This window comes from Exilibacterium tricleocarpae, assembly GCF_007004655.1.
In the GTDB taxonomy this organism is placed as follows: Bacteria; Pseudomonadota; Gammaproteobacteria; order Pseudomonadales; family Cellvibrionaceae; genus Exilibacterium; species Exilibacterium tricleocarpae.
Genome location: NZ_ML660094.1, coordinates 259313 through 284157 on the forward strand (window position 1 = coordinate 259313; position 24845 = coordinate 284157).

28 protein-coding genes are annotated in these 24845 nt (G+C 55.2%); 7 read left to right on the top strand and 21 right to left on the bottom strand.

Features of this window, described 5'->3' with window-relative positions:
* Window positions 1–225: 225 nt before the first annotated feature.
* The 5 genes from FKG94_RS14205 to FKG94_RS14225 all read left to right on the top strand — a co-directional run bounded on the left by FKG94_RS14205 (window position 226) and on the right by FKG94_RS14225 (window position 8911).
* Entirely contained in the window at window positions 226–1062 is an 837-nt protein-coding gene (locus tag FKG94_RS14205; protein WP_142904997.1) for a crotonase/enoyl-CoA hydratase family protein, read from the top strand.
* A 136-nt stretch (window positions 1063–1198) separates the two neighbouring features.
* Window positions 1199–3229, top strand: a complete 2031-nt coding sequence (locus tag FKG94_RS14210; protein WP_142904998.1) for an FAD-dependent oxidoreductase — start codon at window positions 1199–1201, stop codon at window positions 3227–3229.
* Between the two features lie 598 nt (window positions 3230–3827).
* Entirely contained in the window at window positions 3828–4304 is a 477-nt protein-coding gene (locus tag FKG94_RS14215) for a GAF domain-containing protein (RefSeq protein ID WP_142904999.1), read from the top strand.
* Window positions 4305–4411: 107 nt separating this feature from the next.
* Complete coding sequence (locus tag FKG94_RS14220; protein ID WP_142905000.1) at window positions 4412–6460, top strand: S9 family peptidase; 2049 nt, start codon at window positions 4412–4414, stop codon at window positions 6458–6460.
* Between the two features lie 246 nt (window positions 6461–6706).
* Window positions 6707–8911, top strand: coding sequence for a hypothetical protein (locus FKG94_RS14225; protein WP_142905001.1), 2205 nt, complete (start codon window positions 6707–6709; stop codon window positions 8909–8911).
* A 75-nt stretch (window positions 8912–8986) separates the two neighbouring features.
* Here the strand turns inward: FKG94_RS14225 and FKG94_RS14230 are convergent, their stop codons facing one another.
* Both FKG94_RS14230 and FKG94_RS14235 read right to left on the bottom strand, forming a co-directional pair.
* Window positions 8987–10678 carry a hypothetical protein gene (locus tag FKG94_RS14230; RefSeq protein WP_142905002.1) on the bottom strand — a complete coding sequence of 564 codons (1692 nt, stop codon included), beginning with the start codon at window positions 10676–10678 and terminating at the stop codon, window positions 8987–8989.
* Window positions 10679–10730: 52 nt separating this feature from the next.
* Window positions 10731–11345 carry a hypothetical protein gene (locus tag FKG94_RS14235; protein WP_142905003.1) on the bottom strand — a complete coding sequence of 205 codons (615 nt, stop codon included), beginning with the start codon at window positions 11343–11345 and terminating at the stop codon, window positions 10731–10733.
* Between the two features lie 328 nt (window positions 11346–11673).
* Here FKG94_RS14235 and FKG94_RS14240 point away from each other — a divergent pair, with 328 nt between their 5' ends.
* On the top strand, window positions 11674–12423 hold the full coding sequence (locus tag FKG94_RS14240) for a hypothetical protein (protein WP_142905004.1): 750 nt from the start codon (window positions 11674–11676) through the stop codon (window positions 12421–12423).
* 338 nt (window positions 12424–12761) lie between these two features.
* On the opposite strand, the gene FKG94_RS14245 is transcribed toward FKG94_RS14240, so the two are convergent.
* The 13 genes from FKG94_RS14245 to FKG94_RS14305 form a co-directional block, all read right to left on the bottom strand.
* Window positions 12762–13118 (bottom strand): hypothetical protein, encoded by a 357-nt coding sequence (locus FKG94_RS14245; RefSeq protein WP_142905005.1) that lies wholly within the window; start codon window positions 13116–13118, stop codon window positions 12762–12764.
* Window positions 13119–13139: 21 nt separating this feature from the next.
* The gene (locus FKG94_RS14250; protein ID WP_142905006.1) at window positions 13140–13484 is read right to left on the bottom strand and encodes a hypothetical protein; all 345 of its coding nucleotides are present in this window, start codon (window positions 13482–13484) and stop codon (window positions 13140–13142) included.
* A gap of 29 nt (window positions 13485–13513) precedes the next feature.
* Window positions 13514–13720, bottom strand: a complete 207-nt coding sequence (locus FKG94_RS14255; protein ID WP_142905007.1) for a hypothetical protein — start codon at window positions 13718–13720, stop codon at window positions 13514–13516.
* Between the two features lie 38 nt (window positions 13721–13758).
* Window positions 13759–13977 (bottom strand): RebB family R body protein, encoded by a 219-nt coding sequence (locus tag FKG94_RS14260; RefSeq protein WP_142905008.1) that lies wholly within the window; start codon window positions 13975–13977, stop codon window positions 13759–13761.
* Window positions 13978–14059: 82 nt separating this feature from the next.
* The gene (locus tag FKG94_RS14265; RefSeq protein ID WP_142905009.1) at window positions 14060–14284 is read right to left on the bottom strand and encodes a RebB family R body protein; all 225 of its coding nucleotides are present in this window, start codon (window positions 14282–14284) and stop codon (window positions 14060–14062) included.
* A gap of 453 nt (window positions 14285–14737) precedes the next feature.
* Window positions 14738–15343 (bottom strand): hypothetical protein, encoded by a 606-nt coding sequence (locus FKG94_RS14270; protein WP_142905010.1) that lies wholly within the window; start codon window positions 15341–15343, stop codon window positions 14738–14740.
* A 30-nt stretch (window positions 15344–15373) separates the two neighbouring features.
* Window positions 15374–15634, bottom strand: a complete 261-nt coding sequence (locus FKG94_RS14275) for a hypothetical protein (RefSeq protein WP_142905011.1) — start codon at window positions 15632–15634, stop codon at window positions 15374–15376.
* 75 nt (window positions 15635–15709) lie between these two features.
* Window positions 15710–15952, bottom strand: coding sequence for a RebB family R body protein (locus tag FKG94_RS14280; RefSeq protein WP_142905012.1), 243 nt, complete (start codon window positions 15950–15952; stop codon window positions 15710–15712).
* 323 nt (window positions 15953–16275) lie between these two features.
* Complete coding sequence (locus FKG94_RS14285; RefSeq protein ID WP_142905013.1) at window positions 16276–16581, bottom strand: hypothetical protein; 306 nt, start codon at window positions 16579–16581, stop codon at window positions 16276–16278.
* Between the two features lie 3 nt (window positions 16582–16584).
* Window positions 16585–16959 (bottom strand): hypothetical protein, encoded by a 375-nt coding sequence (locus FKG94_RS14290; RefSeq protein ID WP_142905014.1) that lies wholly within the window; start codon window positions 16957–16959, stop codon window positions 16585–16587.
* Window positions 16960–17046: 87 nt separating this feature from the next.
* Complete coding sequence (locus FKG94_RS14295) at window positions 17047–17340, bottom strand: hypothetical protein (protein WP_142905015.1); 294 nt, start codon at window positions 17338–17340, stop codon at window positions 17047–17049.
* Window positions 17341–17344: 4 nt separating this feature from the next.
* Window positions 17345–17941 (bottom strand): hypothetical protein, encoded by a 597-nt coding sequence (locus tag FKG94_RS14300; RefSeq protein ID WP_142905016.1) that lies wholly within the window; start codon window positions 17939–17941, stop codon window positions 17345–17347.
* A gap of 67 nt (window positions 17942–18008) precedes the next feature.
* Entirely contained in the window at window positions 18009–19025 is a 1017-nt protein-coding gene (locus FKG94_RS14305; RefSeq protein WP_142905017.1) for a sigma 54-interacting transcriptional regulator, read from the bottom strand.
* 498 nt (window positions 19026–19523) lie between these two features.
* Here FKG94_RS14305 and FKG94_RS29370 point away from each other — a divergent pair, with 498 nt between their 5' ends.
* Window positions 19524–19658 carry a hypothetical protein gene (locus tag FKG94_RS29370; RefSeq protein ID WP_281284243.1) on the top strand — a complete coding sequence of 45 codons (135 nt, stop codon included), beginning with the start codon at window positions 19524–19526 and terminating at the stop codon, window positions 19656–19658.
* Between the two features lie 35 nt (window positions 19659–19693).
* On the opposite strand, the gene FKG94_RS14310 is transcribed toward FKG94_RS29370, so the two are convergent.
* Genes FKG94_RS14310 through ccmC form a run of 6 tightly spaced genes read right to left on the bottom strand, consistent with a single transcriptional unit; the run spans window position 19694 to window position 24579 of the window.
* A complete protein-coding gene (locus FKG94_RS14310; RefSeq protein ID WP_142905018.1) occupies window positions 19694–20563 on the bottom strand; it encodes a TraB/GumN family protein in 870 nt (289 codons plus the stop codon).
* Between the two features lies 1 nt (window position 20564).
* Window positions 20565–21125, bottom strand: a complete 561-nt coding sequence (locus FKG94_RS14315; protein ID WP_142905019.1) for a DsbE family thiol:disulfide interchange protein — start codon at window positions 21123–21125, stop codon at window positions 20565–20567.
* A 6-nt stretch (window positions 21126–21131) separates the two neighbouring features.
* Complete coding sequence (locus FKG94_RS14320) at window positions 21132–23141, bottom strand: heme lyase CcmF/NrfE family subunit (protein ID WP_142905020.1); 2010 nt, start codon at window positions 23139–23141, stop codon at window positions 21132–21134.
* A complete protein-coding gene (gene ccmE, locus FKG94_RS14325) occupies window positions 23131–23595 on the bottom strand; it encodes a cytochrome c maturation protein CcmE (protein WP_142905021.1) in 465 nt (154 codons plus the stop codon). The genes FKG94_RS14320 and ccmE overlap by 11 nt, the downstream gene beginning before the upstream one ends.
* Window positions 23596–23617: 22 nt before the next feature.
* Window positions 23618–23827, bottom strand: coding sequence for a heme exporter protein CcmD (gene ccmD, locus FKG94_RS14330; RefSeq protein WP_142905022.1), 210 nt, complete (start codon window positions 23825–23827; stop codon window positions 23618–23620).
* Window positions 23827–24579, bottom strand: coding sequence for a heme ABC transporter permease CcmC (gene ccmC, locus FKG94_RS14335; RefSeq protein WP_142905023.1), 753 nt, complete (start codon window positions 24577–24579; stop codon window positions 23827–23829). Before ccmC ends, ccmD begins: the two co-directional genes overlap by 1 nt.
* Window positions 24580–24845: the final 266 nt, after the last annotated feature.

Below are 24845 nucleotides of genomic sequence, written 5' to 3' on the forward strand. Positions count from 1 at the left end.
CTCCCGTTCCTAAAGGCACCGCCTCCGGCGGCACGGTGCGGGGTCCACGGTGCAAGCACCCCGACCCCTTCGAGGGGAACCACGCCACTGCCAATGTGCGCTACTTGCGGGTTACCCGACACCGACAGCAATCTAGCACCCGATCTTGACGCCGTCAAAATTAGCCGCTATCTTCACTGCATCTTGACACCGTCCAGTTAGCCGGCGACCCGCAGGGATTTCACCATGACCTACCAGACACTCTCAGTCAGCATCGACAACCAGATAGCCCACGTCCAGCTCAGCCGCCCGGATGAGTACAACACCATGAATACAGCCTTCTGGCAGGAGCTGCCGGCGGCGATACGCGAGATCGACGCAGCGGCCTTGGCCCGGGTCATAGTCCTCTCTTCCACCGGCAAGCACTTTACGGCAGGCATGGACCTATCGGTGTTCACCAGCCCCGATGAAGATATGTTTACCGGTGAGGCCGGCCGCCGCCAGGAGATCATGCGCCATCGGGTCAAGGTTTTGCAGGAGACGTTTAACAGACTGGAGCAGGTGCGCATGCCGGTGCTCGCCGCCATTCAGGGCGGCTGTATCGGCGGCGGCGTGGATATGGTCACCGCTTGTGACAGCCGCTATTGCACGGCCGATGCGTTTTTCTGCGTCAAGGAAACCGATATCGGCATGACCGCCGACCTCGGTACCCTGCAGCGCCTGCCGCGGGTGATCCCCCAGGGCCTGGCCCGCGAGCTGTGCTATACCGCCCGCCGCTGCCCCGCCCCGGAGGCGCTGGCGGCAGGCCTGGTGAACCGGGTATTCGACACCCATGAGGCCATGCTGGAGGGCGTCTTCGATATCGCCAAACAGATCGCGCGGCAATCGCCACTGGCGGTGGCCGGCACCAAGGAAATGTTGAACTACAGCCGCGACCACACGCTCGCCGACAGCCTCAACTATATGGCGGTGTGGCAGACCGGCATGTTCCAGCCCACCGATATGGCGGAAGTCTTTACTGCCAAAGCTGAGGGCCGGGACACCGAGTTTGAAGAACTGCGGCCGCTACCCGGCGGCTTTTGATAACACAAACTTCGACGTTTGTTGTTGGCGTCTAAGCGTCGCTTTTTGACCGCTGGCGTTTAACTGCTAACTTTTCACCACTAACAACAAAATTTTGACCTGAGCGCGCGAGCGCCGGCTGGAGAGAGCACCTGTTATGACGAGCAACCAATCACCCTACCCGCAGTTGATGGCACCTCTGGACCTGGGTTTTACCACCCTGCGCAACCGCAGCATCATGGGTTCGATGCACACCGGCCTGGAAGAGGCCGAGAACGGCCACGCGCGCATGGCCGCTTTTTTTGCCGAGCGCGCCCGCGGCGGTGTGGCCCTGATCGTCACCGGCGGCTTCGGGCCCAACAAACGGGCCGCCACCCATGAACATACGAAAAGCCTGAAGACAGAGGCCGATGCCAAAGACCATCAGGTGATCACCAAGGCTGTGCACGAAGCCGGCGGCAAGATTTGTATGCAGATTCTACACACCGGCCGCTACGCGTTTAACGAAAACCCCATTGCCCCGTCGGCGATCCAGGCACCGATCAATCCGTTCAAGCCCTCTGCCGCCACTGAAGAGGAAATCGAACAACAGATCCAGGATTTCGTCGACACCTCGGTGTTGGCCCAGAAAGCGGGTTATGACGGCGTGGAAATCATGGGCTCGGAAGGCTACTTTCTCAACCAGTTTCTGGCCGCACGTACCAACCAGCGCGACGACGCCTGGGGCGGCAGCTACGAAAACCGCATGCGCCTGCCGGTGGAGGTCGTGCGGCGGGTGCGCGAAGCGGTGGGCGAGCATTTCATTATTATCTACCGCCTGTCGATGCTGGACCTGGTGGAAGGCGGCAGCAGCTACGACGAGATAGTGGCCCTCGGCAAGGCCATCGAGACCGCCGGCGCCACCATTATCAACACCGGTATCGGCTGGCACGAAGCCCGCATTCCCACCATTGCCACCAAGGTTCCCCGCGCCGCCTTTACCTGGGTAACGGCAAAGTTTCGCCGCGAGTTGTCGATCCCGGTGGTAACTTCCAACCGCATCAACACACCGGAGGTGGCGGAGGAAGTGTTGCAGCGCGGCGATGCCGACCTGGTCTCCATGGCGCGCCCGTTCCTGGCCGACGCCGACTTCGTCAACAAGGCCGCCGCCGGCCGGGCCGATGAAATCAATACCTGTATCGGCTGCAACCAGGCCTGTCTCGACCACGTTTTCAACGGCAAAATGACCAGCTGCCTGGTCAACCCGCGCGCCTGCCACGAAACCGAATTAAATATTTTGCCGGCTACAGAGATAAAAAAAGTGGCGGTCATCGGCGCCGGACCGGCGGGACTGGCCGCCGCCACCACGGCTGCCGAGCGGGGCCACCGGGTCACCCTGTTCGACGCCGCCGATGAAATCGGCGGACAGTTCAATATCGCCAAGCTGGTGCCGGGCAAAGAGGAATTTTATGAGACGCTGCGCTATTTCAGGAAAAAGATCGAACTGACCGGCGTCGATTTGCAGTTGCATAAAAAGGTCACGGTAGCCGAGCTCAACGCCAGTGATTTCGACGAGGTCATCATCGCCACCGGCATCCTGCCGCGCACACCGCCGATCGACGGCATCGAGCATCCCAAGGTGTTGAGTTATCTCGACGTGCTGCGCCACAAAAAGCCGGTCGGTAAAAAGGTGGCGGTGATCGGCGCCGGCGGTATCGGTTTCGATGTCTCTGAGTACTTGAGTCATGATGGTGAGTCGACCAGCCAGAACATCGAGGCGTTTATGCAAGAGTGGGGAGTGGATATGAGCCTCGAGGCCCGCGGCGGTATCGAGGGCATAGAACCTGCGGTGTCTGCTTCGCCGCGGGAAATCTATCTGCTGCAGCGCAAAACCTCCAAGGTCGGCGCCGGTCTCGGCAAGACCACCGGCTGGATTCACCGCACCGGCCTGGCCAACAAGGGCGTAAAGATGGTGCCCGGTTGCGAATACCACAAGATAGATGATGCCGGTTTGCACCTGAGCGTGGCCGGCGAATCGCGAGTGCTGGACGTGGACACTGTGGTGGTCTGCGCGGGCCAGGAGCCGCTGCGGGCATTGAGCGAAGGGCTGAACAAACCTCACCACCTGATCGGTGGCGCCGATGTTGCCGCAGAGTTGGACGCCAAGCGCGCTATCGACCAGGGTACACGCCTGGCGGCACAGCTCTAGGCGTTAACCTGTTGGCACGTTGTGGGGACATAACTTCAGTTATGTCCCCCTCGAGGGGAACCACGCCACCCTCAAACGGCACCACCTCCGGTGGCACGGTGCGGGGACGTAACTTCAGTTGCGTCCCCCTCGAGCGGGACCACCCCACTCTCAAGCGGCACCTCTTCCAGCACCACAGTATCGCAAAAGGCATCATCACTCGCCCAGAGAGCCAAAAGGAAACTGCAGTACATGGACAGGTGGATTTAAGAAACGGAAGTGGCACCATTCTAAGGGGACGCAACTGAAGTTACGTCCCCACACCGTGCCACCGGAAGTGGTGCCCTAAGAAACGGGAGTGGCACCATTTAAACTGTTACAAATTCACTCTTTGAATCGATTCGTTTAATTACTCACCAACCAAAAACCTACAGACAGATGATGACTCAGTATCTGAAGGGTCAAACTGTACCTCTGGGTATAAGGTCACTCCCCTCCTTTCAGGCACCATTGACAATCGTATGAAACTTATTCAAGGAAATACCACCAACTGCCGCCCTTTTGCTTTTGTACCAAAACCCGAGTAAATTGTGCGGCACATTTACCGGGGCCATCGACTATGCCGGATCAACAGCCGCAGCGCCGCCAGGCGTACGAAGCACTCCTCCCGCGCCTGCGGGCCCTGCTCGAAGGGGAGACGGATGTGATCGCGGTGATGTCGACGCTGAGCTGTGAACTGATACAGGCCATGGACTCTTTTCACTGGGTCGGCTTCTATCGCAATGTCGGCAATGACATGCTGAAAGTGGGTCCTTACCAGGGCGGCCACGGTTGCCTGAGTATCACCTTCGATCGCGGTATCTGCGGCCGCTGCGCCACCACCCGGGAAGTGCAGTTGGTGGCCGACGTCAATGCCGAGCCGGACCATATCGCCTGTGCCCACACCACCCGCTCTGAAATTGTCCTGCCGGTGTTCAATCGCAGCGGGGAACTGATTGCCGTGTTCGATATCGACTCCGATATGCCGGATAACTTTAGCGAACTGGACGCCCGCTATCTGAGCAGCATACTGGATGTATTCAAAACCCTGCCCTGAGCAGTGGCCGGCACCGGTGTCGGCGGGTGGTAACGTGCTGAGTCTGTAGCGTTGATAACGGACCCTTTACAGCTGCCTGACTCTTTTACAAGATCGAGGATACGTTTATGAAAAAAATGATCGGGGTTGCGCTGTGGTTACTCGCGCATGCCGCTGTTGCCGACAACAATAACAACAGGTTTTTACAGCTCGAGGATATTTTCAATCTCGAATACGCCGCCGATATGGAGATCACAGCAAAAGGCGACCGCGTTTATTTCGTGCGCCATTTTATGGATATTCAAAAAGACCGCAAAAGCGGCAATATCTGGTCGGTCGATACCGCCACCGGCGAACTCAACCCCGTCACCTCCGGCAACCAACTGGACTATGCGCCGGTGCTGTCCCCCCAGGGCGATAAACTCGCCTATATCTCCACCCTCAGCGGCAGCCCGCAGATTCATATGCGCTGGTTGAAAACCGGCGCCAGCGCTCAGCTGACCAACCTGACGGCAGCCCCCGGCTCTCTTAGCTGGTCTCCCGACGGCCGCCGACTGGCCTTTGAAATGTTTGTGAAGGGTAAACCCCATACGCCGGTCAAGCTGCCGGGAAAACCTGAAAATGCCGAGTGGGCGCAACCGGCCATGGTGATTGAGGACACCCTTTACCGTGCCGACGGTGCCGGGTTCACGCAGCCGGGCTACACCCAGCTGTTTGTTATGTCGGCCGAGGGCGGCACGCCCCGCCAGCTCACCAGCGGCGATTACCACCACCGCGGCCCGTTCAGTTGGAGTCCGGACGGCAAGAGCGTGTACCTGTCCGCCAATCGCCGTGAAAACGCCGAGATGGAGCCGCTCAATTCCGATATCTATCGCGTCGATATCGGCTCCGGTGATATCACCCAACTGACCGATCGCAACGGCCCCGACGACCAACCCCAGGTCTCGCCCAATGGTCGCCTGATCGCCTACACCGGCTTTAACGATCAGCTCAAAAACTACGAGAACAACACCCTCTATGTAATGGACATCGACGGCGGCAACGTGCGGGCCCTGAGCGGCCATCTCGATCGCGGCGTCGACACTATCCGCTGGGCCGCCAACAGCAAGGGCCTCTACTTCAACTACAACGACCAGGGCGAGGCCCACGTGGTCTACCAGCCGCTAAAGGGCAAACACAAAATCGTGGCGCGCAACCTGGGCGGTAAAAGTCTGGGCCGGCCTTATATCGGCGCCGATTTCGATGTGGCCAACAACGGCACCGTGGCCTTTACCTATTCGAAACCGCAGCGCCCGGCCGATGTCGCCATCGCGCGCAAGGGTAAAACCACGCAGCTGACCGACCTCAACGCCGATGCCTTAAACCACAAGGTGCTCGGCAGGGTGGAGGAAATCTGGTACAAGTCCTCCGCCGATCAGATGGATATTCACGGCTGGATCGTCTACCCGCCGAACTTCGATCCCCGGCAAAAATACCCGCTGGTGCTGGAAATTCACGGCGGCCCGGTGGCAGCCTACGGCCCCCATTTTTCGGCCGAGGTGCAGCTGTTTGCCGCCGCCGGTTATGTGGTGCTCTACACCAACCCCCGGGGCAGTGAGAGTTATGGCCGGGACTTCGCCCACACCATCCACCACAACTATCCGAGCCAGGACTACGACGACTTGATGTCCGGCGTGGCACTGATGATTGCCAAAGGCTTTATCGATGAAAAACAACTGTTCGTCACCGGCGGCTCCGGCGGCGGCACCCTGACCAGTTGGATGATCGGTCACACCGATCTGTTTGCGGCCGCCGTGGTGGCCAAACCGGTGATCAACTGGTACAGCTTCGTGCTGACCGCCGATGCCTACCCCTACTTTTACAAATACTGGTTCGGCAAAAAGCCCTGGGAGGCGGTGGAGCACTATATGAGTCGCTCACCGATCAGTTACGTGGGCAATGTCACCACCCCGACCCTGTTGATGACCGGCGAGGCGGACTTTCGCACGCCGATGTCGGAAACCGAGCAGTACTACCAGGCGCTGCGACTGCAGGGGGTGAAGTCGGCGCTGGTGAGAATTCCCGATGCCTCCCACAGTATCCACAAGCGCCCCAGTAACCTGATGGCTAAAGTGGCCCATATTCTCTGGTGGTTCGAACAGCACAAACCGACCCCGGCTCCTGTGGCGCGTCCTTAAAATAAATATGTGCTAATTGATCGGCCTGGCTCTGGCTGGAGCCAGGCCTCCCCTCAGCACACTTATATCGAAAATGAGGTCGACAAACTGGTGCAAATACGCTTTGAGGGAGTGCTATCAGGCGCCGGCCCAAAATACCCCGACCCAGCAGCGCCGCTGCAAGCTGCCATATAGGGTCTCCACTTTGCCCGATGGGTGCCTTATGATGGGGCGTTGAGAACCTCAGGCTAAGCGACGAGAGTGAACATGCGAGTAACGACCGGAATCGCCATCACCATCAGCGTCACCATCGGCTTCGGACTCGGCCACTACCTGGCCGGCAGGGGCAGCTCCGATAAACAGTTTTTCACCGAGCCGCCGGCAGTTGCCGACACTTGGTCCCAGGCCCCCATTGACACCCCAAAGGCGGCGGCGCTAAGTGCCGATGAAGTGGAGGCCAGCCGCGAGCAGCACTTTACCGATATCGACAGCATCCGCGAAGTCCTCCTGATTCCCACGGATTTCGGGCAGACCGAAGCCCTCTACGCGCTGGCAGGCCGTGCGGATATCGGGCGTTTGCAGGAACTGATCGGCGAGGCCGGCCGTATCGATATCCCCGGCGAGCGCGAGGCGGCTCTACATATACTGTTTTCCCGCTATGCCGATATCGACGCCCGGGCGGCACTGGTGTATCTGGATAGTTTGAACCTCGATATCGCCACCGGGATTATCCGCAGTATTTTCCGTTCCTGGGCCAAGGTGGATGTGGACACCGCCATCGCCACGGCCAATCAAATCAGCAACGCCCGGCACCGGCGCACCGCCGCCGAGGCCATAGTGCGCACCTTCTCTGACCACTGGCCGGAGTTGCTCGACCAGGTGACCGGGCGGCTGTTGGACCCGATCGATACCAATCGCTTTGAAATCGAGCGTATGATCCGCCTGGCGGCGACCAACCCGAGTGGCGCTCTGGCCGAGGCACTGGCGCTGGGCGACGATCAGGCCAGACAACAGGCGGTCTACGGCATCGCCCTGAATATGGCCAAGCACAACCCGCAGCAGGCGCTGGCGGCGGTGGGACAAATGGTCGACCAAACGATGCAGAAACAGTTGAACCAGGCCATCATGCAGGAGTGGGCGCGCAACGACGCGGAGGCCGCCATGGCCTATATCACCAACCAGGGCCTCACGGACCAGACCAATCTGGTGACCGTGGCGCTGCAAAATATGGCCCACAAAGACCCCCTGGCAGCACTCAACCAGGCCAGTCAACTGGACCCGCGCACCCGGCAGGTAGTCTACTCCGGTATCTACGCCACCTGGGGACAACAGGATGTGCGCGCCGCCATCGCCCACGCCGAGGCGCTCGGCGACCCGCAACTGACACGGCAGGTCTATGCCAACCTGGGTAGAATCTATGCCGGCCAGTACCCGGATGAGGCACTGCTCTGGGCCGAGCAGCTCGAGGGACCCGCCAAGGCATCGGTGGTGAGTTCGGTGCTGCAGGAGATGGCCAACAGCGATCCCAGGCTCGCCCTCGATGCGGCACTGACGACCGACGCCACACCCAGTCGCAACAACACTATCAGCCACATCTTACAGACCATAGCCAGAGACGATCCCCAGAGTGCCGTCGCTTACCTGGACCAACTGCCCGCAGGCAACCTGCGCGACCGCAGCGTCCAGAATATCCTGCAGTCCTGGGCCGGCAGTGACCCCGAAGCCGCCTACACCTGGGTGGAGCAACAGGAGGGACAGGCCTACACCAAAACCGTGCTCAATCTGGCCAACCAACTGGCGGCCACAGACCCGGAAAAAGCCGCCCAGCTCACCGACCGCATTCGCCAGGAAGCGCGGCCGCAATGGTTGCAAACCGTCGCCGGCGGCATGGCACGCCGGGATCAACAGGGCGCGGTCGAGTGGCTGCAGCAGTACCAGCAGGAGCCGGGTTACTCCCAGGCACTGGCCTCGATTACCCAGGTAACGGCGCAGACCGATCCGTTGGCGGCCCTGCGTATGGCGGAGAACATCACCTCGTCCTCTGATAAAAGAAACGCTATCGACAGCATTACCCATAGCTGGTCCAGCCGCGATCCCACCGAGGCGGCCCGGTGGGCCAGCAATATCAAGGACAGCGCCCAGCGCGCCTCTGCCATTCAGATCGCGGCGGGCCAGTGGGCGCGCTACGATCCGGACGCTGCCAGCAGTTGGGTACTGGGCCTCAACGACACCGAGGCCAGGGACAGGGCTCTTGTTAATCTGGTTAACCGACACGGCAGCTCAGCGGATTTTGCCCTGCCGCTGGCTAACGCTATCAAATCCGACCAGCAGCGGGTGCAGGCGGTCACCTCCATGGCGTTGAACCTGGCCCGCTACGACAGGGCAAAGGCAGAGCGTATGGTGGACCAGGCCAATATCGATGCCGAGGCCCGCGCGCAGATCAAACAGCACCTGGCTCGGAACAGAAGGTAGTGCGGCCGGCAGCTTCAGACTGCCGGTAATATTCTCGCAACCAACAGCCGTTGGGCAATTTGGCAAGAGGGCCGGCTAAAGCACCTGCTCCGGTACATCAATGCGCCTGAACATGTAATTGGCCGGGTTAAAATTGATGGCGTCGTGATAAACCAACCCCTGGTAATCGACAGCAGTCAGTTGGAATGCCTTGGTCCGATTATCGTCTTCCCCGAAACTCATCAGGTAATCAGCGCCAACCGGCGTCAGGTTGGATGCGAACTGAAGAAAATGCGGATTGGCCGCGTCATAGACGAGAAAAGCGTTGGAAAAGCGGTGCAACTGGTAAGTCCCGGCTTCCAGTTCGAAAAAAAAGCTCAAGTAAAAGCAGGTGGGGTGAAAAATGGCCTGGCCGCCGGGCGCGGGGTTGGGCAGTAGATTCCCGGCCCATGGATTGGTATGGGGAATTTGCATAGCGCGGACGACTAATCTGCACAAACTACCCCTGACAAGTTGATGCCGCAGTGCCGCGATAAATTTATCCCGATCCGCCATAGTGACATTGCCTAGAGGAATCCCCAGGTAGGCTGCAACCTGCGGCCGGACATCATTCGGGTTTCCTGTGAGGTAATTGTTGACGGCGTCTACAAAGGCATCGTCATTGATCAGTGCATCGTAGGCTGCATTTCGATCGGCTGGAACAGGGCCCGCAAAGGCCGGTTGTTGCGCCACATCGAGTGCCGCATCTGCAAGCTGAAAGTTAAAGTCGAAGATCCGCTGATATAAAATCTTAACGTGACCTACACCCTGCCATCGGTTTAATCCGCCGTTCCATATTAAAGGACCGCTGGATGAAAATACCGTGTTTATCGGCCCCGGAATATGGTCGCTATAGTATTGCAGGATACGTACAAAGCAGTCGCGCTGGTTATTGGTCGCCGGATCAGTATTGGGTTGAAACTCTTCCACCAAAAAGCGCCGCCCGCGTGGAAACTGATGCACCGCCTGACCGCCAAGCCCGCGAACGGCGCGCAACACTGTAAAAGGTCGGCTGTTTGGAGCGACGCCATAAACAGCGCACAATGTATCGCCGTCCATAAAAAAACCGTAGTTTTTCTCGATCCGGTCGGAAACGTTACTGCCGTAATAGAATTCGGCACCGAGGTGTGGCAGGTTATTTCGGAATTCCAACTCGGTAATCTTTACAAATAATGCTCTGTTGGGCGTTGTGATATCGCCCGGGGTAAACGGTAGTCTTGCAGGTGTATAGCCACCATAGATACGGTGGTGGGGACCGGGCACATTTCGAAAACTATCGGGCTGGTAGCGGTGGGAGTGAATAAAAAACCTGCCATCGGCACTGAAAATACGCGGATCTTCATAGCCGTCACTGTCGGGCAGGATATAATCATTGACAACGTTGAATGCCACCGCCAGGTTGCCAAGATTGGCAATGTCCAAGGTAACCTCAGCCACGCCGATACCGTCGAAATAGCGCCCGCCACGGCCATCGGGCACCTGTCCCTCCAGGGTCGCCTGACCGTCGGGAAACCCCCAACCGGAACCCCAAGGCGTACCGGCTTGTCCGGGGTGAGTAGGCGGCGGATTTGCAAAAGCCCAAACGGGACCGCCGACTTTATGAACCATTGCCCGGTAGACTACCAGGTACCGGGCAATGGTGCCTGCTAAGCCTATCTGCAACCAGCTGTTGTTGAACTTGACAACTTGATTTCTCGGCACGCCTGGAAGCGTCGCCAATAACCGTGCGGTAAAATCAAAATTCAGCATAGCTGACTACTCCATACTGTGGTCAGAGTGATACCTCTTTGTGTGGTCACTTTCATTTCTTCTTATCCTCCACATAAATCGTGGCCTCTGTTTCGTCTGGTTCTGCATAGGGGTCCAGCGGGCCTAATTCGACGGTTTGTTTTTTAAAATCTGCAAAATCAAGAGTTACCGTTTCTTCGTCGTTTTCCGGGGGTAATGGTGGGTCAGACGGCACGCCGGGTATAGCGGGCGAAGGAACCGGGGAATCTTCCTGGTCAAATGTAAATGCTTTGACTTCAAGGTATCGATTATCGATAACTAAATGCAATTGCTCGAGCGCCTTGTTATAGACAATCGCCTGCTGCTTTTTCTCGCCGAAATCCCAATTATTAACTTCTTTTTCCGGGTCCGGCGCGTAAATTAGAAGTTGGGACAACGTGTATTTCGTATCGGTTTCAGTTCGAAGAAAGTCACCGGCAACCGACTTGGCATTTGCATTATTCTCTTCCGTTTTATCAATACGATAAGTTTCGTAGTTGGAAACTGCCGAGAGGTAAAGCTTATTGCCGTTATTAAACAGGGATTTTTGATCTTCGCTAAGAGAACCATACTCAATGACATCGCCGTAAGCTTGCTCATAGCTCATTTCGGGCTGAACCACCTCATCTCCACCTTTCGTATTGGCCATGCGTGTGTACTCTTTGTTAGGTCAGCGTTTATCCGATTACAGCTGATACCTAACACGAGCATAATGTATGCCAATCGCCTTATAAGGCGGCTTCACCGGAAAATTGAAAGGCCGTCAGTTAAAACGTATTGGTTGTGGCCAAATTCGTCCAGCGGCTTAACTTCGGTGGGGACTTTCGTCCAATGCCACCAATCTACTCCCTTATATTGCCAGCCGTTGATACTAGAGCAGGTTTCTCTACCTTTCCTGGCATCAAACTTGCGACGGCACCAAACTTGCGACGGCACCAAACTTGCGTATATAGGCAGAAAAACATAGGACCCGATAAATGAGTGAGACTATTATTTCTAACTTCGAGTACGAACGTATGTTAAAAATTCTTCTACCTTCTCTTAAGGAAAACCAGATTGCCGTGCTGCAGTCGTGGAAAGCCAAACAGCGCGCTTACTACGCGTCCTGGGAGAGTTTTAGTCTGTGCAAGATAAAAGCAACGGCACTCAAGGTCAAGGAACACTCGGCTGTTCTCGCCGGGTTTGAAGATACGATAAGAGGCAGCATCTCAAGCATATTCCTCGAAATACCTGACCCGGAGACGATTACCGGTCGCTGGGACGCCGGCCGGGAAAAAGCTGAGACGGTCGAACGCGAAAAAGCCATTATCGCTATCAATAAAATCGTATGCCAAAGCTACGAAGACTTATGGAAGAACCTTGACCAGGTGCACGAATTTTTAGAGTCCGTGGGTGAGTGCGATTGCTCTATTGTAGCCACTGAAGAGAATCACGCAGTAGAGAGCCAGACCACAAGTAGCCCCGAGATAAAAACCACAGATAAAGCCATTGACACAAGGTCAGAAACGCTTTTAAAAACAAGCCCGGAATGGCAATCCGAAAAGTCACACAATATTGAACCGAAAAAGTCTGTAAAGCCAGGGGATAAACTCCAACCAGTTGACACGGCTGGAACGGGCTCTGTGAATCAAACACCCAGTACCTATCGCACAAACGACGCTACACCTGGTGATCAAAAACAACGTCCGTCGAACACCGCCTTTTTATGGACTGACGACGATATCTAATGCTGAAATCAAAACTTCATTGATCAGAGAAAAACAATGAACTTAAACTCAGGCAATAACTGGGATACAAGCAGCCCCGTTGATCCGACGGCCGTGATAAAGTTGAGTTTGAACAGCTTACTTGCCACAGCCACACCTTACAACTTGCTCCAACCCCTTTCTGCACAATACGAAAAGTTTGTAGCAACGCCTAGCAAGACCGCTTTGGGTAAGCTAGGAATTGCTGCGGAAAAAACCTAAAATCAAGAGAGGCTTGTGACTCGGACAGGCTGGTAGCCTATTGACGACAAGATAGACCGGAAATTTCCAGCAAAAATAGGGCTCCGAATCCACCTTAGCTAACCACTATGATCAGACCCGCTGTAATGTTGGGCATCTTTTAACTTATGAAGCAGCTCCAGCGTTTCTGTCAATTGTGTCAACTTACTCGTGGGTGGCTCTGTGGTGGCTGTTTCGATGAGCTGTTGATAGTCTGTGCCCATAGCCGGGTTTGCCAACCATTTGGCATAGGCACTGCCTACGGCGGTGGTATTTATGGTGGCCCGGTTTTTAAGGGTATCTACAACATCCTGAACGGCCAGCGATATTGATTGAATCGGCATTAAATCACTGAGGTCTAATACCTTCAGTGTCATTTGATCCGTATCGGCGGACGAACCCTCACGACCGGCTGCATAGTATTCTAAATTATCCACGATTGATTCCCACTCTGTGACTTAGCCGGGCATATTCGCTATGGAGTTTTTCACCCCATATAGCCAGGCGATGAGGTCCTGCAGGCCATCGGCATTAATGGACATACTGACTTCACCGGTTTGCGGCATTTTCAGAAATGACGCCCCGTTTACCTGCACAGTCATTGCCAGTGTTTTTTCTCCCGGCCGATATTCAAAAGACCAGTCGCCTGCAGGCAGCGGGGGTTGACTGCCATCCGTGTCCGCTGGAGGCGTTAACTTGCCGCCAATCTTTACCAGTGGGCGAACCCCGGAATCACTTGTAGAGCTGGAAGCCCCTTCTGCTGGTGAACTAGTTGAACCAGGGTCTTTCACTTCGTTAGCCATGATATTTCCCCTTAAATCGTATTACCCGGTTAGGATGCAAGAATCTTCGCGCAGGTGGCAGCCATTGCCGATGATCCCATGGATTGTGACGCGTAATGATTGGCACTGTTGTTTAACATACTTAAAGATATCGATTCAGCCAAAGCACCAAAAGCAATGCCTCTGGAAGTAGAGAAAGAAAAACGAAAGACTTCATCATTAACTTTTGATTCGTCCATTTTTTGATTGTCAGCCATAGTAGTCGCTCAAATTGGTTGTCTAGTTTAAGGGGTGTTTACAGCACGGAGAACATTTTCTTGATTCCCAAGGTAGTCGCCGCCTGAAACTGTATATTGGTCTGCTGCTGAGCATAGACAGCGTTAATCGACATCATGGAAGCTGAATTGCTGAGCGTTTGGTATAAATTCGCCATCGCCACTGCCGGCGATTGTGCGATAATGCCAGCATTAACTGTAGCAATTGCATCTACAGCTTGTTTATTCACCTCATCCATTAACAGTCCTCAATGCTCGCGTATACTCTTATCCACAAGGGTGGAGAGATAGCGGTTAAGACAAGCATAACCGCTATTTCGGTTACTTGTTTTGCTCAAAAAGTTTGGTGATGCCCAAAGTGCTGGCAGCTTGGTAAGTCACATTTGCCTGCTGCTGGGCATAAACTGCGTTAGCGGCTGCCATAGCAACGGAGTTGCCTATCGTTTGGTATAGGCTACCCATTGCCATAGCCGGAGCTTCAGCCAGTACTTTGGTGTTGGTGATAGTGATCGCGTCGGTTACTTGGTTGTTTACGGAATCAGCCATTGTATTTTCTCTTGTTAAGGTTAATGAATTTTCATAGTTATCTTTCGTCGATAACTATATCGGTTGATAGAGCAATGGCCGTGCCAGAAAAAAACTGCAGCAACCGGGAAAGGCAACTAGGTACCGCGTGCTGCCTGGCCTACAGAATCACTTTGATAAACGGAATTTCAGAAAAAAACGTCGGTGGTCGTTTCTGACCATATCGAGACTATTGTTGGATAAAAGGCTCCAGCAAATAATTGCGAAACCAAAGCGAAAGTCTGTAAATTTAGGTATAGATATCTGCCCAGCATACCCATTGCACCCTTAACCCGCTCTGTCAACCTGCATGAAACGCGATGTAATTTTGGGGCCCGTGGCTCCGGCCGGCTTTTCGGAATGCACCGTAAAACAGACTCAGGCCGGTTTGGCTGGAAGGGAATCGTCTTGCTGGGCTGAACTTTTCTTCTTCATCTAAATTTTTAGAACAAAAGTCACGGGAAGTCCGGTATCGGCCTGAATTTCTCTTTCAAAGCCAAAGGCCGTAAATATGTCATAGTAATCGGGGTTGGGAATAACCACTGCCAGCCCGCTGAGAGACTGGGCAAGCGCAAATTGGGTACATAGCTCTATTTGTCGGGAGAGTATGGGGTTCGCGTCAAAATTTTTTAAAGCGACGGCATTCTCTACCCTGACAATGACCAGATAATTATAGGCCGCCGCCAGTATTAGCTCGCTTAAAAAGCTGTCCTCCGCTTTTATGGAACAATAACCAAGCCGAGTCACGACGTTATTTTCAATCCAGTATTCCAAGGCAAGCTTATCATCGAGAGCCGTCGGATCAAATTTTCCTTGCTGTTTTTGCAACCAACGATTCAGGCAGAAAGACGACAATAGGCACATCGCCTGCGGGCGTATAGCCTGAATCAGGGAAAAATCGCGAATTCCAAGTTTCTTTACCTGATAGAAGGCCGGTGGTGAGGGGTGTACCAGCAGGCCTTCACAGAAATCAACAAATTCGGAGTCCGGGCCGATAAACTGGGCTGATCTGCCTGTATAGGGTCTGTTATTTTTCTTCATTATAAGTGCCAACAAATTAGACGGGGTTGCCTACTCCTGACCACTGTCCTGGATATCCTTCCAGACATTTTCGGCGTAGTTAAAGTAGTTCTCTATTGCCGGAGGCTCCACGGCTTTGATTTTAGCCGGGTCTATCATCTGCGGAATAACCAACTCCACCGGGGTAAAAGCGGGGATGTCGCAACTTGAGGCCGCAAATCGAATAAGATCATTGGAATCAGCTATCAGTTTATCGGCCTGCTGTTTGGTATGTTCTGGGGATGCAAGCTTGCTGGTAATACCATCGATCATAACAACTCCTTTAAATATTTGAGGTAAAGATGCAACAAGCAACATCGACATCCGACAATGCTTGTTGCATACAACTTAGGCAGGTGTAGCCGCAGTACTATTCGATGAGAATAGCTTGGTAACGCCCAGGGTGGTGGAAGCTTGGTATGCCACATTGGCCTGCTGTTGCGCGTAGACGGCGTTAGCCGCCGCCATTGCCACAGAGTTACCAATTGTTTGATACAAACTGCCCATCGCCACAGCGGGAGCTTCGCCAAGTACAGACGTATTCGTTATCGTTACAGCATCGACAACCTGACCATTAACGGTGTCAGCCATTGTTATTCCTCTTTCAGTGATTAGTAGTGATGTGCATATTTTCCAATAGTCCAGAAACCTCGCACTATGTATGGGGAGCAATTAGCGGGCCATTAACGATGACAGGTCGAATCGGGGCGCGGTAATCCCACATTCACCCACAAAAAGAAGATCAACAGTCAAATAGCGGCTTGACAGGCAGGCAGCGGAATCCGGCGGAGAGATAGTGTCGGGAAAAAAAATCAAACTGCCCAAAAACAGCCATACAAACAGTTTGTTTTGGTCAATTTGCTCCAAAACAGGCTATCAGCTATCGACTCCGTTTACCGCTATTTTGCGATTTTCTACTTCGATAAGCTGCTCAGAACCTTACCGGCATTCTCTCCCACCTTGGTGAGGTTCTCTACGGAAAAAGTGATAGTTTCTTTTGCGCTGTCAATGATGTTCTTATATTCCACATTTGCCGGTTCAGCCAGCCATTTTGCCGACGCGATACCGATCACAGTAGTTTCAATTGAGGCAATATTTCGCATCAGATCCGTAGCATCTTGGACGGCAAGCGCTATAGACTGATTGACAGACGCCAACATCATATCTTTTGCTGCTGCGGCGTTTGGCACGTTTCCAGAATCTGACGGTGGCTCTGACATAGCTTATTCCGAAAGTTTTACCGAGTTTTTCTCAATATAGGTGTTAGCCAGCTTATTTCTATCTTGCTGGTCCTGGATTTGATATTGCAGTCTTTGATTGCGCGCTTCGATACCAAAATCGAGCTGGACGCGCTGCATAATATTCTGGTACCGACCGTTGCTCTCTAGCACCATGTCGAGGGAGTCAGTGCCAATTTTGGTTTGTTTAAACCGCATAATTTCAGCGTCTAATGTAGCATAAATTTCCTTGTTTTCTTTCTCGATACTACCCAATCCTTTTACGATATCGACACTGACATCAATAAACTCGGTAAAAACCTCCAGGTCTTTTTTCTGGTTTTCTCGAATCGCCTCGGCTATGGTCAAATATACAGACATAGTTTTTATAACCACGGTTTGTAAAGCTTAGTTTGTAGAAATTTAGTTTGTAGAAACTTAGTTTGTAGAAATTTAGCTTATAAAAATCTAGTATCGAATGTTTTGTATACTGGTCATCGCCGCCATCCGATCCATGGTTTCCTGCCGAAACTGGGAAAATCGCTTATGCATCTCGGCAAGATAGAGTTCATTGGCTGCCCGCAGTTGATCGGCAAGGTGGGCCTGGCCTTCGGTTACCCCACTGCCGGGCTCAGGACAAGGAGGTGCTTCGGGGGCCTCATTCTCCGGACTGTAGTCGACGATTCGTCCACTGGGTTCGTAGGTGCCGGTGCCGGTTCTCACCATATCAATCGTGTGAAGTCGTTGGCCTTGGTCACTCATGTCGCTAACCCCCTTTTTGTTTGTCAATCGACGTTATGATATTTTTCATCAGCTCTTCCGGATTGCCGCTCAACGGCGTTGCCGGGCCCGTCGTCGCCTGAATATTTGCAGTGGATGAAAACGTTTTACCCGCTAAGGCCTGTACTTTGTTATTGAACGCCTGGATTGCCTGCTCGCTCGCCTGTTGATACTTTTCCAGGCTCTTACTGCCTTCGCCGCGCAGGCGCTTCCAGGTCAGACCGGGCAGGGCCTCCAGGTCATCCAGATTACCGGCGGACATGTCCTCTCCACCTTGCACCACCTCCTGTTGCTGTTGTGGTGAAATACTTTCCAAGAATACCTCGGGACGTGCCGGCGGCTGTGATACCGGGGTTTGTCGCTCGGAGGGGTTATGGTCGGGCCCTACCGGGGTCTCAAACAAATCCCCGGTTAGAAATTGATTATCAGCCAAACTCGCCAGCAGGTCATTCTTCGCGCGAATCAACACTTGTTTCATATGCTCGCGATTTTCCCGCATGGCTTTTTCAGCCATCAAAGATGCAGACTCCTCCATGTCAATATGAGTGTCGCGGACACTTTCTGCGTCGTCTTTAGTGGACATATAACCTCCAAATTATCGCCCTGGGGTATGGGACCCAGTCACATAGTCCGATATCGACACTCAAGTTCTATGCCATATCTGCCTGGGGATCATCAAATTCTTCCAGATAAGCGAAGTAACGTCTTTCTACGACCTTTCTATGCACACCGAGCAGTTTGGCGGCCTCACTTTTATTGCCGCCCGACTCTTTTAACGCCCTCAGCAACAAAGCGTCAAAAATGGCTTTCTTTTTGTTTACCACATCGCTGTTAAGAATCATTTTTGCAATTCGGTCGAGATACTCGAGTTGATTCATGGATTTTTTTTGTAGTATCGCCTCTACGCACTGCGGCGTTACTTCTTCGCGATCGGACAATAGACATAGACGCTCGACGGCATTGCGCAACTCGCGGATATTGCCGGGCCACTCCATTTGTTGTATTTTGCCTATGGCTTTTTCCGTGAATACCATAGGGTTCTCGGACCTTTCACTAAAGAACGTTATCAGCGCGGGGATATCCTCTAAACGTTCAGACAAGCCCGCGGTTTCAATGGTCAATACATTGAGGCGAAAATACAGGTCCTCGCGAAACTCGCGTTGCTGAATTGCCTGCTTGAGATCCACATGTGTCGCGGCAATTATGCGCCCGCGGAAACCCTGTTCAGTGCTGCCGCCAACCCGGGTATAGCGCCCCGTCTCCAGGATGCGAAGCAATTTTGCCTGCGCCATAAGCGGCATTTCGCCAATCTCGTCGAGAAACAGCGTGCCATTCTCCGCTTGACTGAAATACCCGTTATGTTTTTTGTCAGCCCCGGTAAAAGCGCCCTTTTCGTGACCAAACAGCAAAGATTCGATAAGTGATTCGGGGAAGGTACTGCAGTTGACACTGACAAGGGGTCCACTTGCGTACGGACTTTTTTCGTGCAGGCTCCTCGCCACAAGTTCTTTGCCACTGCCCGTAGGCCCGGTGATCAGTACCGCTTTGCGCGACGGAGCGATGCGGGCAATCATCAGTTTCAGCTTTTGCATGGCGAGGCTTTCGCCAATCATATTCTCGCAAAAGTCGGATACCACAGCGCTCGAATGTATATTATTGGAATTCATCCTGGCCTTTTCTCCCTATACGAAACGGTCGGTGTCTGCTACTCCTGCCTCATAAAGCAACTAATATGCCTGTTAAAGTATTTATTATCTGATTCTGGTGCCAATACGAAACACGTCCCCGCAATGGATGCGTGGAAATCACGCGCCCGGTAAGGGCGGGCAAAGTAGATTGCTGAAGTGGTTTAACTATACCCAGTTATCGTTCACTTTTTCTATAACACTCCATAACACGATAAACTTACCGAGCCTGTGCTCCCGGTGCGAAATTCGTTTAGTCAGCCCTCTATTATTCTCCGACCGCAAACCCTGCTGGTGTCGCTGGAGAGAAAGGATGTTGCATAGAGCGTGCCGAAAGTCCTTTCGTCACTGCCATTTCTGTTGTTGGAAAGAACAGTCCGCTCAATTCATGCAAAACAAGTAGCCCAGCGAGAGTGACGATCTCAGGGCTGACGCCGAAGACAATGGAATGCCCGGTGTCACTATGCCACCGCCGATGTCATGACCAATAGACTGTGGAACGTATTGATGCTGCTGGTGCGCCCCGATCGGCTCGGGCGGGGATATGGCGGCGCGCTGGTACGCCTTATTGAACGGGAGCTGGCAGGACGCGGTGCGCGCCTGGCACATACCTGACACATACCGCTTCCATCAGGTCGAGAGCAGGCAAACTACAACTGCCGGATCGTGTAGCCCCGAGCTGCCAGTTGCGCCAACAGACCGTGCTCTCCCACCAGATGCAGGGCTCCCACCAAGACCAACTCCACTTCCGCTGTCTTTAACATCGCTTCGAGCTGCGGCATCCAGGCGTTGTTGCGCTGCACTAACAAGGTGTCGTAAACCTCCGGAAACTCCTTTTCCCAGGGCGCCAGCCCGACTTTCTGCAGTGCGCCGTTGTCACCGCTGCGCCAGGCCGCTTTCATGGACTTCATCAACGCCGGCAGACGCTCTATATCGCGCAGGGTATAGACCACTACCTCGTCTTCCTGACCGACTCCCAACTGCGTTAAAAACCGCAACTGCTGCTCGGCGGTCTCCAGGTGACCGAGGGCTTTGCCGTCTGCGGCGGCGCGATTGCTGTAAAACTCATCCACTCCCGTGCCCGCCAGACCGAGGCGCTGCAGTTCTATCAGGGTCAGGGTCATCGCCAGCATACCCGGTTTCAAACTCAAGACCGTAAAGGCGGGAATCCCGCGGCTGGACAGGTGTTGCTCCAGGGCGCGATAGGTCTCCGGTTTCAACACCGAACGCAGGTCGCGCCCGTCGCTGTAACGCAACTGTGCCAGCATGGATTGCTGGAACGCCGGGCTTTTGACCGCCTCGATATCCACCTCGAATACCACCCGGGCGGCCTGCTTATAAGCCTGGTCAAACGCTGCCGGCAAGGGGTAGTCGGCCTGGCTCAGCAGGTGAATGGTGCCGCCGACAAACAGGTGCCGCTCGCCTTTGCTCACCTGCCAGACCGGCCCGGCGGCGCCGGCCGGTAAAGCCGCTACCGCCAGTGTCACCACCAGCACGCGCAGCCACACTATATACCGCATCTTAGTTATCCTCGCCTTGACGGCTACTGAGTTTGTCGGAGCGCAGCGATGCCATCAGCGGCGCGATTTTCTGGCGCCAGACCCGCTCATCCACTACGCCCACATGCTTGTAGCGAATGATGCCCTCGGCATCCACCACGTAGGTTTCCGGCGCACCGAATACACCCAGGTCAATACCGAGGCGGCCGTCACTGTCTACAACGCTGAGGATATAAGGATCGTGCAGCGTCTTCAGCCACTCCCGCGCCGCCTCTACATCGTCTTTGTAATTGACACCGTAAATGGGTACGCCCTGCTCCGCCAGCTGCACCAGGAATGGGTGCTCCACCCGGCAGGCCACGCACCAGGTGGCCCACACATTCAGCAGCGACACCTTACCTCGGAATTGCGTCTCATCGACCCGGCGCTCGGGATCCCGCACCGTGGCCAGTGAAAACGGCGGCACCGGCTGATCGAGCAGCGCCGAGGGCATATGGGCGGGATCGATACTCAGGCCGCGCCAAAACAGAACGGCCAGGGGAATAAACACCAACAGCGGAATAAAGAGCTTGAACCGCCCCATCGATCCCTACCCCCCTTCGGCGGCGGCTTTGGCTCCGCCGGGCGCCGGTGTCGGCGCAGCGGCGGCCCGGCTGCGCTTGATCCGGTAGCGTTTATCACTGATCGCCAGGGTACCGCCGAGCGACATAAAAATCGCGCCGAGCCAAATCCAGCGCACAAAAGGTTTATCGTGTACCCTTATGGCCCAGGCATCACCGTCCAGCGGCTCCCCCATGGCGACGTAGATATCGCGCCAGAAACCCGCGTCGATGGCCGCCTCGGTCATAATATTGCCACCGGCCAGGTAGCGGCGCTTCTGCGGGCGCAACGTGGTGATCAGCTTGTCCCCCTGGTACACCAGCAGATTGGCCTGGTCGGCTATATAGTTGGGACCGCGGACCTGCTCCAGCGAATCGAGTTCGAAGCGGTAGGCACCCACCTCGACGGCCTGCTTTGGCACCATGCGAAGATCGCGCTGGTCACTGTAAACGGTGTTCAGCACCACCCCCATCAACGTCACGGCGACACCGACGTGGGCGCTGACCATGCCGTAATACCCCGGCGTCAATTTTTTCAGACCGCGCCAGCCGCTCTTATCGTTGCGCAGCTTGTGGCGCATATCGGCGACCATGGCCAGTATCACCCAGGTGCCGATGGCAACGGCCAAAGCCGCGCCGAAGCTGTAGTCGAAGTCTGAGCCGAGCGCGTAGAGCCAGGGAAACACCGCCCCCACCACCAGCGCCAGCACCGCCGGCGCGGTGAGCCAGCGAAGCAACTGCTCGGGTCGGGTGCGTTTCCAGTTCAGCATCACACCGACACCGATCAGTACGCTCAAAACACCCATAAACGGCACAAAAAACAAATTGAAAAACGGCGGCCCCACCGACACCTTGCCCCACTCGAGCGCGTCGGCCAGCAGCGGGTACAGCGTTCCCAACAGCACCGTCGCGGTGACCACCACCAACACAATGTTGTTGATCAGCAAAAACGCCTCGCGCGACAGCGGCGTAAAACTCACCACACTTTTTACCACCGGCGCCCGCCGCGCATACAGCGTCAGCGAGGAGACCATCACCACGCCCAAAAACCCTAGAATAAAGACGCCGCGCTCCGGATCGTTGGCGAAAGCATGCACCGAGGTCAGCACCCCGGAGCGAACCAGGAAGGTACCCAGCAGGCTGAGGGAAAACGCCAGCAGCGCCAGCAGGATGGTCCAACTTTTAAAAACGCCGCGCTTTTCGGTCGCTGCCAGGGAATGAATCAACGCCGTGCCCACCAGCCAGGGCATAAACGAGGCGTTTTCCACCGGGTCCCAAAACCACCAGCCGCCCCAGCCGAGTTCGTAGTAGGCCCACCAACTGCCGAGTGCGATACCGAGGGTCAGAAACGCCCAGGCAATCGTGGTCCAGGGCCGCGACCAGCGCGCCCAGGCGGTGTCGAGACGGCCCGACAACAGCGCGGCGACGGCAAATGCAAAGGCCACCGAAAACCCCACATAACCCATATAGAGCATGGGGGGATGGACAATCAGCCCGAAGTCCTGCAGCAGCGGATTCAGATCGCTGCCCTCGGCCGGGGCGTGGGGCAGATAGCGGTCGAACGGATTGGAGGTGAGCAACATAAACAACATGAAACCGACCCCGATCATCCCCATCACCGACAGCACCCGCGCCAGCATTTCCAGCGGCAGGTTCTTGCTGAACAGGGCGACGGCGAAAGTCCACACGGCCAGGATCAACATCCACAGCAACAGCGAGCCCTCATGGCCGCCCCACACGGCGCTGATTTTGTAATGCATCGGCAGCAACGTGTTGGAATGGTTGGCCACGTATTGCACGGAAAAATCGTCGTGGGCAAAAGCCCAGCACAGGCAGAGAAACGCAATCCCTACAAACACAAACAAACCGGCGGACAGCGAGCGGCCGCTGGCCATCCACACCGGGTTGCCGAGCGCTGTGCCGGCGATCGGCAAGACCGCCAGCGCCAGGGTCAGAAACAGCGCCAGGATCAGCGCAAAATGACCTAATTCAGGTACCATAATCCAACCCCTCGCAAACGGCCTGATGTTCGTTGGTGTTCTGTACCGTATCGGCAACTTCGGACGGGGTGTAAGTCTCGTCGTGCTTGGCCAGCACCTGGCTGGCCTGAAATACGCCGTCGCCGTCGAGACGACCGTGGACCACCGCCGCTTCACCCTCGGCAAAGAGGTCCGGCAGAATACCCTCGTACTGCACCTGTAACTGGGCGGCGCCGTCGGTTACCAGAAAACTGACCGCCAGGCTGTCACCGGCGCGCTCGACGCTGCCCGGCAGTACGCAACCGCCGGCGCGAATCAGGGTATCGACCGGCGCCTCACCCGACACAATTTTCGACGGCGGATAAAACAAATTGATATTTTCCCGCAGCGCGTAGGCCATCAGACCGACTGCCAGACTGGAAAAACACACGATAAAAATCACGAACATTAAACGCTGTTTTCGAATCGGGTGCATAGACGTCACATCATCAGTAAGGTTATTGCCGCGCGGTCTCGAGACGCGTTTGATTAGCGGCCTGGATTTGCTGTTGGCGGCGCTGTTGCGCGATGAAGCGGCGGCGTTTGCGCAGCGGTGCCACCACCAGGTACAACAGGCCCAACGCCGTGACCGCATAACAACTCCAGACGTAGGGCCCGTGCCCCGACATCATCATAAAATCGGCCAGCGATGTAAACTGAAATTCCATCAGCGCGCCTCCCCGGCACCGGTGACCAGTTGCTGTACCCATTTCGTGCGCTTCTCCCGCTGCAAAACTTCGGCGCGCGTGTACAGAATCAACGCCACCGTATACAGGCAGTAAACGCCGGCAATCATGGTCAGCAACGGATAAAGCATCGAGGGATGGATAGTCGACTCAGAGGTAAACTTGATCGTCGCCGGCTGGTGCAGGGTATACCACCAGTCCACCGATTTATAAATAATCGGAATGTTTACCGTGCCCACCAGCGCCAGGATGGCGCTCGCTTTCGTGGCGGTGTCGTGGCTCTGGTAAGCTTCCTGCAACGCGATGACACCCAGATACAGAAACAGCATCAACACCATAAACGCGGTGCGCGCGTCCCACACCCACCAGGTGCCCCAGGTGGGCTTGCCCCAGACCGCTCCGGTAAACAGCGCCAGAAACGTCAACATGGCTCCGACAATGGCGGCCGACTTCATCATCATGTAAGCCAGCTTCATACGCCAAATCAGCCCCACCGCGCCGCTGATCGCCATCACGTAATAACCTGCCAGCGATACAACCGCAGTGGGCATATGAATATAAATAATACGGTAACTGTTTCCCTGCTTGGCATCCGCCGGTGCAAACGCCAGGCCCCAGATGCTCCCCACCACCAGCAGCAGCGCGGTTACCGCTGTCAGCCAGGGCAGCCAGTTGCCCGACTTTTCATAAAACCAGCGCGGGGAACCCAGCCGGTGAAACCATTGCCATGTCACAGTGCTATCTCTCCACCGTTTTTTCTACCCAATCATTTGTCCTCGTTAAGTGGTCGACGCATTATCGACGGGTCGCCTGCTGCCGGGGGGACTTCCTTACCCGCCCGCTCATTATCCGGTTAACCGCTACCCGCTTGCACTGCGCCCGATCAACTGAATCTCACACCTGCGCCATTTCCAGACAGCTCGGATAGCAGGCCGGCCGCCGCTGCTGTGGTTATCGCCTGCCAGTCACTCCATGGTCGCAGGCATGTGTCGCCGGTGAG